Source organism: Herbiconiux sp. A18JL235, from assembly GCF_040939305.1.
In the GTDB taxonomy this organism is placed as follows: Bacteria; Actinomycetota; Actinomycetes; order Actinomycetales; family Microbacteriaceae; genus Herbiconiux.
Genome location: NZ_CP162511.1, coordinates 1,107,907 through 1,120,451, shown reverse-complemented (window position 1 = coordinate 1,120,451; position 12,545 = coordinate 1,107,907). Strand labels below are relative to the sequence as shown.

The 12,545-nt window shown below is 71.2% G+C and carries 12 protein-coding genes; 6 read left to right on the top strand and 6 right to left on the bottom strand.

The features are described from left to right. The 3 genes from ABFY20_RS05205 (at position 1) to poxB (ending at position 4,471) form a co-directional block, all read left to right on the top strand. On the top strand, positions 1-834 hold the full coding sequence (locus ABFY20_RS05205) for a purine-nucleoside phosphorylase (RefSeq protein ID WP_368498875.1): 834 nt from the start codon (positions 1-3) through the stop codon (positions 832-834). Next, the gene (locus ABFY20_RS05200; protein WP_368498874.1) at positions 831-2,633 is read left to right on the top strand and encodes a phospho-sugar mutase; all 1,803 of its coding nucleotides are present in this window, start codon (positions 831-833) and stop codon (positions 2,631-2,633) included. The genes ABFY20_RS05205 and ABFY20_RS05200 overlap by 4 nt, the downstream gene beginning before the upstream one ends. A gap of 104 nt (positions 2,634-2,737) precedes the next feature. Next, entirely contained in the window at positions 2,738-4,471 is a 1,734-nt protein-coding gene (poxB, locus tag ABFY20_RS05195; protein ID WP_368498873.1) for a ubiquinone-dependent pyruvate dehydrogenase, read from the top strand. A 194-nt stretch (positions 4,472-4,665) separates the two neighbouring features. Here poxB and ABFY20_RS05190 read toward each other — a convergent pair whose 3' ends face one another. Genes ABFY20_RS05190 through ABFY20_RS05180 form a run of 3 tightly spaced genes read right to left on the bottom strand, consistent with a single transcriptional unit; the run spans position 4,666 to position 6,460 of the window. After that, positions 4,666-4,938 carry a PTS sugar transporter subunit IIB gene (locus tag ABFY20_RS05190; RefSeq protein ID WP_171705732.1) on the bottom strand — a complete coding sequence of 91 codons (273 nt, stop codon included), beginning with the start codon at positions 4,936-4,938 and terminating at the stop codon, positions 4,666-4,668. Between the two features lie 4 nt (positions 4,939-4,942). Beyond that, complete coding sequence (locus ABFY20_RS05185) at positions 4,943-5,419, bottom strand: PTS sugar transporter subunit IIA (protein ID WP_368498872.1); 477 nt, start codon at positions 5,417-5,419, stop codon at positions 4,943-4,945. Between the two features lie 15 nt (positions 5,420-5,434). Then, positions 5,435-6,460 (bottom strand): helix-turn-helix transcriptional regulator, encoded by a 1,026-nt coding sequence (locus ABFY20_RS05180; protein WP_368498871.1) that lies wholly within the window; start codon positions 6,458-6,460, stop codon positions 5,435-5,437. A gap of 89 nt (positions 6,461-6,549) precedes the next feature. Between ABFY20_RS05180 and ABFY20_RS05175 the strand changes: the two genes are divergently transcribed. Then, positions 6,550-6,942 carry a VOC family protein gene (locus ABFY20_RS05175; RefSeq protein WP_368498870.1) on the top strand — a complete coding sequence of 131 codons (393 nt, stop codon included), beginning with the start codon at positions 6,550-6,552 and terminating at the stop codon, positions 6,940-6,942. Positions 6,943-6,994: 52 nt separating this feature from the next. On the opposite strand, the gene ABFY20_RS05170 is transcribed toward ABFY20_RS05175, so the two are convergent. Beyond that, complete coding sequence (locus tag ABFY20_RS05170; protein WP_368498869.1) at positions 6,995-8,122, bottom strand: adenosine deaminase; 1,128 nt, start codon at positions 8,120-8,122, stop codon at positions 6,995-6,997. 87 nt (positions 8,123-8,209) lie between these two features. Between ABFY20_RS05170 and ABFY20_RS05165 the strand changes: the two genes are divergently transcribed. Further along, entirely contained in the window at positions 8,210-9,436 is a 1,227-nt protein-coding gene (locus ABFY20_RS05165; protein WP_368498868.1) for a hypothetical protein, read from the top strand. A gap of 74 nt (positions 9,437-9,510) precedes the next feature. Here ABFY20_RS05165 and ABFY20_RS05160 read toward each other — a convergent pair whose 3' ends face one another. After that, positions 9,511-10,224 carry an IclR family transcriptional regulator gene (locus tag ABFY20_RS05160; protein WP_368498867.1) on the bottom strand — a complete coding sequence of 238 codons (714 nt, stop codon included), beginning with the start codon at positions 10,222-10,224 and terminating at the stop codon, positions 9,511-9,513. Positions 10,225-10,230: 6 nt separating this feature from the next. Continuing rightward, the gene (locus ABFY20_RS05155) at positions 10,231-11,427 is read right to left on the bottom strand and encodes an adenosylhomocysteinase (protein ID WP_368498866.1); all 1,197 of its coding nucleotides are present in this window, start codon (positions 11,425-11,427) and stop codon (positions 10,231-10,233) included. A gap of 48 nt (positions 11,428-11,475) precedes the next feature. On the opposite strand from ABFY20_RS05155, the gene ABFY20_RS05150 reads away from it, so the two are divergent. After that, the gene (locus ABFY20_RS05150; RefSeq protein ID WP_368498865.1) at positions 11,476-12,426 is read left to right on the top strand and encodes a nucleoside hydrolase; all 951 of its coding nucleotides are present in this window, start codon (positions 11,476-11,478) and stop codon (positions 12,424-12,426) included. Positions 12,427-12,545 lie beyond the last annotated feature (119 nt).

The window sequence follows — 12,545 nt, the reverse complement described above, 5'->3', positions numbered from 1 at the left end:
ATGTCCTCACCGACCTCGAATCCGCTCGACCTGCCCGACTCCGACCCCTTCGAGGTCGCCCGCGACGCGGCAGCCCGCATCGCCGAGCTCACCGGCGTTCCGCGCCACGACATCGCCCTCACGCTCGGCAGCGGGTGGGGCAAGGCCGCCGACCTCATCGGCGAGACCGTCGCCACGATCCCCGCCTCCGAGGTGGTCGGCTTCAGCGAACCCGCCGTGCCCGGCCACGTCGGGTCGCTCCGCTCCATCCGGCTGCCGAACGGCAAGCACGCGCTCGTGATCGGCGCCCGCACCCACTACTACGAGGGCCACGGCGTGCGCCGGGTGGTGCACTCGGTGCGCACCGCCGCCGCCGCCGGCGCGACGGTGATGGTGCTCACGAACGGCGCCGGGGGCATCGAGGAGCACTGGAAGCCCGGCACCCCGGTGCTCATCAGCGACCACATCAACCTCACCTTCGACTCGCCGCTCGAGGGCGCGACCTTCGTCGACCTCACCGACCTCTACTCCAGCCGGCTGCGCGAGCTGGCCCGCACCGTCGACCCCTCCCTCGACGAGGGTGTGTACGTGCAGTTCCGCGGGCCACAGTACGAGACCCCGGCCGAGGTGCAGATGGCGAAGGCCATCGGCGGGCACATCGTGGGCATGTCGACGGCCCTCGAGGCGATCGCGGCCCGCCAGGCGGGCCTCGAGATCATCGGCTTCTCGCTCATCACGAACCTCGCCGCCGGCATCCAGAAGACGCCGCTCAGCCACGCCGAGGTCATCGAGGCCGGCAAGAACGCCGAGGCCGCCATCGGCGACCTCCTCGCGCGGGTGGTCGCGACGCTGTGAGCACCGGGGAGGCCGACGACCGGGGTGACGACCGCAACGACGTGGAGCTGCTCGTCGAGCAGGCCGCGGCCTGGCTCGCCCAAGACCCCGACCCCGAGACCCGCGCCGAGCTCTCGGGGCTGTTGCGCGGAGTGGGGTCGAGCCTGCCCGGCGCCTCAGACGAGTTGCGCTCACGCTTCGGCTCACGCCTGGAGTTCGGTACGGCGGGCCTGCGCGGCGAGCTCGCCGCCGGCCCCAACCGCATGAACCGGGTGCTCGTGGGCCAGGCCGCCGCCGGCCTCGCCGCGTACCTGCTCGAACGCGCCCATCCGGGAACCACCCCGTCGATCGTCATCGGCTACGACGGCCGCAAGAACTCGCACGTGTTCGCCACCGACACCGCAGAGATCATGGCCGGTGCGGGGGTGCGGGCCGTGCTGCTGCCGCGTCTCCTGCCGACGCCGCTCGTGGCGTTCGCTGTGCGCGACCTCGCTGTCTCGGCGGGGGTCATGGTCACCGCCTCGCACAACCCCCCACGCGACAACGGCTACAAGGTCTACCTCGGCGGGGCCGACGACGGCTCGCAGATCGTGCCGCCCGCCGACGCCGAGATCGCGGCGCACATCCTCCGTGTGGCCGAGACGGGCGACGTGAGCGCACTCCCGCGCTCGAGCGGCTACGAGATCGCGGGAGAAGACGTGATCGAGCGGTACGTGGCGGCCACCGCCGCGGTGGCGGCGTCTGCGGCAGGCCAGGGCGACACGGATGCGCGCCCCGCCTCGGCGAGCGCCGCCCATGGCCCGAAGGTCGTCTACACGGCCATGCACGGCGTGGGGTGGGAGACCTTCGCCCGAGTGCTCGACGCCGCCGGTTTCGACCGGCCGGAACTCGTCGCGGCGCAGATCGAGCCCGACGCGGCGTTCCCGACGGTCGCGTTCCCGAACCCCGAGGAGCCCGGCGCCCTCGACCTCGCCTTCGAGACCGCGCGCGCCGTCGGCGCCGAGCTGATCGTGGCGAACGACCCCGACGCAGACCGGCTCGCCATCGCCGTTCCCGACGCGTCCCGTGCCGAGGGCTACCGCGCCCTCACCGGCAACGAGGTGGGTCAGCTGCTCGGCTGGCGTGCGGCGGAGCGCTGGGTGGCGGCGCGCGGCGCCGGCGGTGCGGGCGGCTCCGACGGCGCCGCCGGCCCTCGCGGCACTCTCGCCTGCTCCATCGTCTCGTCGCCCGGCCTCGGTGCCGTGGCGCGCGCCTACGATCTCGACTTCGCCGAGACGCTCACCGGGTTCAAGTGGGTCTCCCGAGCATCCGGCCTCGTCTTCGGGTACGAGGAGGCGCTCGGCTACCTCGTCAACCCCGAGACCGTGCGCGACAAAGACGGCATCTCGGCCGCGGTGGCGCTGCTCGACCTGGCGCGGCAGCTCGCCGCCTCCGGCCGCACCGTCTCCGACCGGCTCGACGAGTTCGGCGAGCGCTTCGGCCACTACGGCTCGGCCCAGATCTCGCTGCGGGTCACCGATCTCGCCCAGATCTCGCGCGTGATGCAGCGGCTCCGCGCCGAACCGCCCAGCGAGATCGGCGGGCTGACCGTCGACCGCATCGACGACCTCAGCCGCGGCGACGGCGGCGTGCCGCCGAGCGACGTGCTGCGGATGCTGCTGCCGGGCGCTCGCGTCATGGTGCGCCCGAGCGGCACCGAGCCCAAGCTCAAGATCTACCTCGACGCCTGGAGCGACGAGGGCTCGCTGGCAGAGCGCCGCGACGCCGTCGTGGAGAAGCTCGCCCGTCTCGAGGGCGGCATGCGCGACCGCATCTCCTGACCGTATCTCCTGAGAGGGCCACCCTCGCCCCGCGGCTCCGGCGTAACGTCGAGGGTGAGCCCTGAGACGGGCGCCGAGAGACGACGCAATGAGACGGAGCCTTGATGACCACGATCGCAGACACCATCGTCGACATCCTCGACGACGCCGGAGTGAAGAGGGTCTACGGCCTTCCCGGCGACTCTTTGAACGGCTTCACCGACGCCATCAGGCGCGCGGACACCATCGCCTGGTCGCACGTGCGGCACGAGGAGGCGGCGGCGTTCGCGGCGGCGGCGGAGGCTGCGCTCACGGGTGAGCTCGCCGTGTGTGCGGGCAGCTGCGGCCCGGGCAACCTGCACCTCATCAACGGACTGTTCGACGCGAACCGGAGCCGCGTACCGGTGCTCGCCATCGCCGCGCAGATCCCGGCGACCGAGATCGGCACCACCTACTTCCAGGAGACGCACCCGCAGGAGCTGTTCCGCGAGTGCAGCGTCTACACCGAGCTGGTGAGCGTGCCCGAGCAGCTGCCGCGGGTGCTCGAGATCGCGATGCGCACGGCGATCGAGCGGCGGGGCGTGGCGGTCGTGGTCATCCCCGGCGAGATCTTCCTGAAAGACGAGGTGGGGCGCGCGAAGTCGGCGCCCATCCGCGCGACGCAGAGCATCCTGAGGCCGGTCGACTCGGAGCTCGCGAAGGCCGCCGAGCTGCTGAACGGTTCGAAGAAGGTCACCATCCTGGGCGGCGCCGGCACGGAGGGTGCGCACGACAAGGTGGTGGCCCTCGCCGAGCGGCTGAAAGCGCCTATCGTTCACGCACTGCGCGGCAAGGAATTCCTCGAGTACGACAACCCCTACGACGTGGGGATGACCGGGTTGCTGGGCTTCGCATCCGGATACAAGGCCATGGAGAGCTGCGACACACTGCTCATGCTGGGCACCGACTTCCCCTACCCGCAGTTCTTCCCGTCGAAGGCGACGGTCATCCAGCTCGACCTGCGCGGCGAGCAGATCGGGCGGCGCACCCCCGTCGACCTCGCGCTCGTCGGCGACGTGGGCGACACCATCGACGCACTGCTGCCGCTGCTCGAGGAGACGACGAGCACCCGCCACCTCGACGCCGCCCTCAGCCACTACGCGAAGGCGCGCAAAGAACTCGACGACCTCGCCGACGACGACCGCGACCGCACACCCATCCACCCGCAGTACGTCGCGCGGCTGGTGAGCGAGCTGGCGACCGACGACGCCGTGTTCATCCCGGATGTGGGTTCCCCGGTGGTGTGGGCGGCACGCTACCTGAAGATGAACGGCTCGCGCCGGCTCATCGGCTCGTTCAGCCACGGCACCATGGCCAACGCGGTACCGCACGCCATCGGGGCGCAGTCGGCATTCCCCGAGCGGCAGGTGGTGGCGCTCTCGGGCGACGGCGGGCTCGCGATGCTGTTCGGCGAACTGCTCACCCTGCGCCAGAACGGCTTGCCCGTGAAGATCGTGGTGTTCAACAACTCCTCGCTCAACTTCGTCGAACTCGAGATGAAGGCGGCCGGCATCGTGAACTTCGGCACCGGCCTCGACAACCCGAACTTCGCCGACGTGGCGAACGCGCTCGGCATCCGCGGCGCGCGCGTCGAGAAGCCCGGCGACCTCGAGGGCGCGCTGCGCGCCGCCTTCGCCCACGACGGGCCCGCGCTGGTCGACGTCGTCACCGCCCGCCAGGAGCTCTCCATCCCGCCCACCGTCACGGCGCAGCAGGCGAAGGGCTTCGCGCTCTACGCCATCCGCACCGTGCTCTCCGGCAACGCCAAGGAGCTCGTCGACCTGGCGGAGACGAACGTGGTGCGGCGCGTCTTCAGCTGATCTGCCGTCAGGCGCCGTGCTGCGCGCGGCGTCTGACGGGCCGCGCCGGTCCCTGCCCGGCGCGGCGCGATGTGTGATGGGGTGGTCGCTGGCGCGGCCGCCCCATCACCGGGGGTCACCGTTCGCAGGGCCTGTTGCGTGAGGCCGCTGCGGAGGGACGGCGCACCCGGTGCGGCCGGGAGGCGTGGGTGGGCTCAGCCGAGGGCTTCGTCGAGTTTCGACTCGATCTCGGTCTGGTCGAAGTAGTTGGTGATGACGACGATGTCGGCGTTGGTGCGGCCGATGGAGCCGACGAGCTCGGGCGAGGTCAGGATGACCTGGGCGTCGGCCGCCGCCACGGCGATCCCCGCCACGTCGGAGGCGGTGACGTCGGCATCGATGCCGAGCCGGTCGAGCGCGCGCACGGCGTTCACCCGCAGGATCTCCGAGGTGCCGATTCCTGCTCCGCAGAGCGCCACGATCTTCATCGGCTCAGGATAGTTCAGCGCCGGCCGTCGCACCGAGCAGCCGCCTGACCTCGGCGGGTGTCTCGGCGGCGGCGATCGCCGGCACCACCGACTCGTCGTTGAACACGTTAGCGAGCGCCGCGACCGAAGCGACGTGCTGGTCGGCCTCCGTCGCAGCGAGCCCGATCACCACCGACACCGGGTCGTTGTGCGCGTGCCCGAACGCGACCGGCTCGTCGAGGGTCACGAGCGCGAGACCCGGCGAGAGCACGTCGGGCCCGGGCCGCGCGTGCGCCAGCGCGAGTCCGGGTGCGATGACGATGTAGGGACCGTACTCCTCGACCAGCGCGATCATCCGCTCGCCGTAGCCCTCCTCGCAGCGCCCGTCGGCCTGGAGCGCCTCCGCCGCCGCGAGAACGGCTCCCCGCCAGTCGGCGACGGTGCGGTGCAGGGCGATGGCGTGATCGGGCAGGTCGTGCAGGGGTTCGATCGAGGAAGCCATGATCTGGAGAGTATCTCAGCCCCGTCCGACCGAAAGCGGGGAGTTCGCTGCAGATGCCTTCACGATGCGGCGGCCCTCGGCCCGGAGCGCGCTCAGCACCTCGGGCTCGGCGTCGATGCGGTAGTCGAGGTCGTCGGGAATCCAGGCGAGCCAGCTCAGCAACTGGGCGGCCGTGTCGGCGCGGATGGGCCAGACGCTCGACGTCGTCGGCCCGCCCGGGCCCGCGACCGCATCGTCGGCGTAGCCGTCGAACCGCTCCTTGAGCTCCTCGACGCCGATCGAGAAGTGCACGCCGGCGGTGACCCTGCGCCGCAGCGAGGAGTGGGCCTGCCGCACGAACTGGGCGGCGTCGGCGGCGGGGAGCATCCGCTCGGGGAACGACACCCGGGTCGCGAAGAGCTTCGACATGCGATCGACACGGAAGGTGCGCCAGGCCTGCCGCTGCACGTCCCAGCAGACGAGGAACCAGGTGCGCGGGGTGGGCACGAGGTTCTGCGGCTCGACCAGCCGGTCGCTCTCGGTGCCGTCGGCGGCCACGTAGTGGAAGCGGATGCGCTCCCGATCTCGGCAGGCGAGCGCCAGCTGCCCGATGAGGTCGTGCGAGATCGGGTCGGGCCCCGGCCTGCGAGAGACGGGCCCGCCTTCGCCGGGGCGTTGCGGCTGCACGGAACTGAGGGCGTTCACCCGGCGGCGGAGGGCGCTCGGCAGCACCTGTTCGAGCTTCGCGAGCGCGGTGAGCGTCGTGTTCTCGGCGTCGGCGAGCCCTCCGGTGGCCGCGACCCTCAGCGCGATGGCGAGGGTCACCGCCTCCTCGTCGGTGAGCAGCAGGGGCGGCAGCTGCGACCCCGCCTCGAGCCGGTAGCCGCCCGCCACGCCCCTGGTCGCGTCGACCTGGTAGCCCAGCTCGCGCAGCCGCTCGATGTCGCGGCGCAGGGTGCGTTCGGTCACCCCGAGCCGGTCGGCGAGCTCGCCGCCACGCCACTGCCGATGGGTCTGCAGCAGATTCAGCAGGGCCAGGATGCGCGAAGTCGTTTCGGCCATGACCCGATTCTCTCGCGACTACAGGACAAGAAGTGACCTGATTGCTTCCTAGGCTCGGATCACGAGCATCCACCTGGAAGGACCACATCATGATCGAGAACTGGAAGATCGAGCTCATCGCGTTCCCCGTCACCGACATCGACCGGGCCAAGGCGTTCTACGTCGACAAGGTCGGCTTCGTCTGCGACCACGACGCCACGCCGAACGACGACATCCGGTACGTACAGCTCACCCCGCCCGGCTCTGCCTGCTCCATCGCCATCGGCAAGGGCGTCTCCAGGATGGAGCCCGGCAGCCTCAACGCCGTGCAGATCGTGGTGCCGAGCGCCGCCGACGCCTACGCGCACCTTCGCGACAACGGCGTCGAGTGCAGCGAGGTCATCGACGAGGGGTGGGGCCTCTTCGTCTACTTCAGCGACCCTGACGGCAACAAGTGGGCGCTGCAGGAGCTTCCCGACTACGCGACCACGACGCAGGGTTGAGGCCGGGCTGCGGGCGGGGCGCCGGGCTCCGCCCGCAGCTGAGTGCCGGGCGCTAGAGGCCGGCGTCTTCGAAGGCGTCGGAAATGGCGTCGGCGAGGTCTTCGCGGTCTTCGACCGGGAGGAACGTCGCCGCAGCGGCATTGAGCTGGAACACCTCGAGGTCGCTGAGGTCGTAGCCGAACGCATCGGTCAGCAGCGCGAGCTCGCGGCTCACCGTCGTGTTGCTCATGAGCCGGTTGTCGGGGTTCACCGTCACCTGGAAGCCGAGCTGGTACAGCAGGTCGAAGGGGTGGTCGGTGATGTCCTCGCCCCACTCCGCGATCGCTCCGGTCTGCAGGTTCGACGACGGCGACAGCTCGAGGGTGATCTCGCGGTCTTTCACCCACTCGGCCAGCAGGCCGAGCGACACATAGGTGTTGTCGTCGTCCTGCCGCTCGATCTCGATGTCTTCGGCGATGCGCACGCCGTGACCGAGGCGCAGCGCGCGACCGTCGAAGAGCGCGCCGCGGATGCTCTCCAGCCCGTCCGCCTCCCCCGCGTGCACCGTGACGGGGAAGTAGTTCTGGGCGAGGTAGTCGAACGCCGCGATCTGGTTCTTCGGCGGGAAGCCGAGCTCGGCGCCCGCGATGTCGAATCCCACGACGCCGTTGTCGCGGTGACGCACCGCGAGCTCGGCGATCTCGAGCCCACGGTTCGCGTGCCGCATGGCTGTCACCAGCTGCCCGACCCTGATCGTGCGCCCCGCCGCACGGGCGTCGTCGGTGCCGAGCTCGATGCCCTCCTGCACGGCCTCGACGACCTCGTCGAGGCTGAGTCCGCGGGTGAGGTGCTGCTCGGGAGCCCACCGCACCTCACCGTAGATGACACCGTCAGCGACGAGGTCGTTCACGAACTCGCGTGCCACGCGCACGAGGCCCTCCTGGGTCTGCATCACCCCGAGGGTCACGTCGAAGGTGGCCAGGTAGGTCGGCAGACTGCCCGAGTCGGCGCTGTCTTCGAACCACTCGGCGAGCTCCTGCGCATCCGTGGTCGGGAGGGCGAAGCCGATGGCGTCGGCGAGCTCGATGATGGTGCCCGGCCGGAGGCCTCCGTCGAGGTGGTCGTGAAGGGAGACCTTCGGGAGGGAGGCGAAGCTGATGCCCGTTCCCGGGACGAGGAGTTCCTCTGATGCGGCAGTCATGGCTCCAGCCTAGGGTGTCGGCATCGGCGTGTCCCGGGGGTTAGCATGTGACATCTGTCGAACACCCCCGCGACGAGAGCGACCCCGATGACGAGCCCCGAACCCGCCGGCCCACCGCCGACCACGCGACGCCGCGGGCGGATGGTCGGCACCGTCGTCGCCGCCGTCGCGGGCGGCGCGATCGTCGCCGTGCTCGCGTTCTGGGGGCTCAGCGCCCTGGTCGGTCTCCGGCACGACGCCGCCGCCTTCGGTGCGGCCTTCGCCGTCTCCGAACGCGACCAGGCGGCGGCCGCCCACGAGGCACGGATGCGCGGCCTCGACGGCGTCGCCGCCCGCCTCGACGAGGTGGTCGGGCTGCAGCAGTTCGCCGACGACGGCTCGGCCGAGGCGACGGCGCTCGCGGGTCTGGTGGCGAGGCTCGATGAGACGGTGGCTGCCGACGAGACGGTGGGGGCGCCGGCTGGGGAGGCCGGGGCGCCGGGGGCGGAGGACGCCCCGGTGGGCAAGGCCACCACGCCTTCGGACGACTCGCCCGGGTATCGTCCCCCGTGGGAGCTGCTCGCCGGCGCCGAGACGCTCGACGACCAGGCCGACTCCGCGCTCGCCGCCCGGGCGCAGCTCGTCACCCTCACCGAGGAGGGAGCAGCCCTCGACGACGAGCTGCGTGCCGCCGAAGACGCCTACTGGGAGTCTCTGGCGGTGAGAGCCGAGAACGGCATCGCCGAGCATCCGCTCTCCACCAAGGCGACGCAGGTGGCGGTCACCCGGGTCATCGAGCAGGTTCGCGATCGCGGCTCCGCAGACGCGCACGACGCCTCTCTCGTCGCCGAGGTCTCTGCGGGCCTGCAGGCCCTCGCCGACTCCCAGTCCGCGGAGCAGGCCGAGCTCGACGACCCCGCCCTCGCCACCCGACGCGAGATCGAGGCCTACGCCAGGTCGCTCAGCAACGGCATCACCCTCGACTTCGTGTGGGCACCCGAGGTGAACGGCCGCGGCGAGGGCTGGCTCTCAGGCACGGCCCAGACCTGGGACAGCGACGGCGGATGGGCGATCATCAGCCTCAACTACGGCATCGAGGAGGAGTGGGGCTACACCGAGAACCCGCGCGCCCTGGTGGCGCACGAGGTGGGCCACACGCAGGTGTTCCGCGAGGGGTGCTGGCCGTTGTTCTCGGGCCCCGTCTTCGGTCAGGACGACGAGATGTGGGCGACTGCCTGGTCGATCAGCCAGGGCTTCGACCTGCCGGGCTCCGGTATCGAGGCCTACGGGCGCCCGAGCGACGAGCAGATCGCTGTCGCCGGACAATGCCGCTGAGGCGGGGTGGTGCAGCGCGCGGCCGGGCTGCGCGGCGCGGCGCGGCGAGGCGCGGCGCGGCGCGGCACCGAGGCTCAGAAACCGAGGTTCTCGCTGATCTCGTCGGCGGTCTCCCGCGCAGCGTGAACGACGCTTTCGCGGGTGGTCGCACTGTAGCTCGTCGACACGTACGGCACGGTGAGCGCTGCGAGCGCGGCGCGGTCGCGGTTCAGCACCGGGAAGACGAGGTCGGTGATCGACGGTTGAACCGGGTCGGCCCGTTCGAGGTAGCCGAGCTCCCGGATGCGCGCCACGGCCGCGCCGGCCTCCGCCTCGTCGTCGATGCCGTCGTGCACCGCACCGAAGGCGGAGAGCACCGCGCCGGTCGCTGTGGAGACCAGCGAGAACTCGGCACCCACCCGCACCCGGAACCCGAAGTCGGCTGGGCTCTCGGCCTGGGCCACCACGCGCACCCGGTCGACGTCGACCACGCTGAGGTTGCACGACTGCCCCACGGTGTCGGCGAGCCGGCGCATGGGCCCCGCCGCCGCCGCGACCAGGGTGCGGGTGGGCTCCTGTCGATTCACCAGGTCGAAGAGCCGCATCGAGAGCGAGTAGAGGCTCGTCTGCCGGTCGCGGGCGAGGTACCCGCGGCGCTCGAGGGTGCTCAGCACCCGGAAGATCTGGCTCGGCGAGCGCTCGACCGCCTGGGAGATCTCGAGCTGGCTGAGGCCGGACTCGCGGCCCGCGAGCACCTCGATGATGTCGAGCGCCTTCTCGAGCGCCGGAACGGCGTACTCAGGGGGCATGCGGTGCTACTCCGACGCGTTCATCGCCGCGAGCATGCGTCGCGCGATGGTGCGGTCGATGTCGTCGGGAACGGGCTGGGCGCCCGGCGTCAGGGTCGCGGCGGCGGTGGCGACGCGCTCGAGTGAGAGCGTCTGCAGGAGGAAGCCCAGGTCCATCGACTCGAGCGAGTTGCCCTTCGGCTCCCGGCCGGCGAGGTTGAACATGCGGCCACCGGCGATCAGGATGACGTGGCGCCCGCCGGGCAGCTCGATGCGCTCGATGGCCTCGACGATCTCGCGGCTGCCGGTGGCCGCCGCCCGCAGGCCCGCGACGTCGATCTCCCAGGGGAAGTGACCGCAGTTGGCGAGAACGGCGCCGTCGCGCATCCGGTCGATGGCCTCCATCGTGAGCACGTCCGGGTGGCCGGTCGCGGTGATGAACACGTCGCCCCAGGGGGCGAGGTCGACCCCGGTCGACACCCGGAACCCGTCGAGAGCAGCCTCGAAGGCCTTCAGCTCGTCGACCTCGACCACGGCGACCTTGCCGCCGAGCGCGCGGAGGTAATGGGCGACGCCGCGCCCGCACCAGCCGTAGCCGAAGACGACGAAGCGACGGCCGGGCACCATGAGGTTTGTGATGCGCATGAAGCTCTCCACCACCGACTGGCCCACGGCGTGCTTGTTCTCGCCGATGGCCTTGAGAAGGCTGTCGTTGATGACGATCATCGGGAACGGCACCGCCCCCGCGAGTTCGCCTCGCAGCCGGTCGCCGCCCGAGGTGGTCTCCTCGGTGCCTCCCAGGATGCTCGCCGTGACGCCCCGGGCCACGACGCCGGCGGCGAGGTCGCCGCCGTTGTCGAGCAGCATGTCGGGGCGGGCGTCGAGCACTCGAGCGACATTCGCGTGGTGCTCGTCGAGGCTGTCGTCGCGGCGGCCGAAGAGGGTCATGCCCTCGGCCTTGAGATAGTCGACCACGTCGTCTTGGGTCGAGCCGTGGTTGCCGGTGCCCACCACCTCGGCGCCGCCGGCGGCGAGGGTCTCGAGCAGCACAGCCGTCTTCGGCTCGAGGTGCAGCGACATGCCGATGCGGTGCCCCGCGAACGGCCGGCTGACGGCGAGCTCGGCGCGGGCCTGGGCGAGCAGGGGCATGCGGGAGCGGATCCACTCGACGCGGGCGGCGCCTCGGGCTGCGGACTCGGACTCGGTGGTCTGTGCGGTGCTCATGACGCCGATAGTACACAGATGAACGTCGATTTCATATATGCTCCTGGCATGACCCGAAAGATCATCCTCGACTGCGACCCCGGTCACGACGACGCCATCGCGATCCTCCTCGCCCACGGCAGTCCCGAGATCGAGTTGCTCGCCGTCACCACGGTGGTCGGCAATCAGACCCTGGAGAAGGTCACCCGCAACGCGCTCTCGGTCGCCCGCGTGGCCGGCATCACGGGGGTGCCGTTCGCGGCCGGGTGCGAGCGCCCGCTCGTGCGCAGCGTAGAGGTGGCCCCCGACATCCACGGCGAGTCGGGTCTCGACGGGCCGGTGCTCCCCGAGCCCGTGCTCGAGCTCGACCCGCGCCACGCGGTCGACCTCATCATCGAGACGGTCATGGCGCACGAGCCGGGTACCGTCACCCTCGTGCCCACCGGCGGTCTCACGAACATCGCGCTCGCGGCCCGCAAGGAGCCCCGCATCGTGCCGCGCGTGAAGGAGGTCGTTCTCATGGGGGGCGGCTACCACGTCGGCAACTGGAGCGCGACGAGCGAGTTCAACATCATCATCGACCCCGAGGCCGCGCACATCGTGTTCAACGAGTCATGGCCCCTCACCATGGTCGGCCTCGACCTCACCCACCAGGCCCTCGCGACCCCCGAGGTGGTGGAGCGCATCCGCGCCGTCGGAACCGGGCCGTCGCAGTTCGTCGTCGAACTGCTCGACTTCTTCGCGCACAGCTACCAGGAGGCGCAGGGTTTCGTGCACCCGCCGGTCCACGACCCGTGCGCCGTCGCCCAGGTCATCGATCCCTCGGTCATGACGGTGCGCGCCGTGCCGCTCGACGTCGAACTCGCCGGCACGCTCACGCTCGGCATGACGGTCGCCGACTTCCGCAACCCCGCACCCGCCGACTGCACGACGAAGGTGGCCGTCGACCTCGACCACGAGCGCTTCTGGTCGCTCATCGTCGACGCCCTCGAACGCATCGGTGGGCCCGCCAGGGTGTGACCTCGCCCCGGCTGCGGCCTAGGCGCGCATCCGTCGACGTCCCCGCGCACCCCGGGCGAGGCGCACATCCGTCACCGCGCCCCGGGCACCCCGGGCGGAGCGCACATCCGTCAACGTCC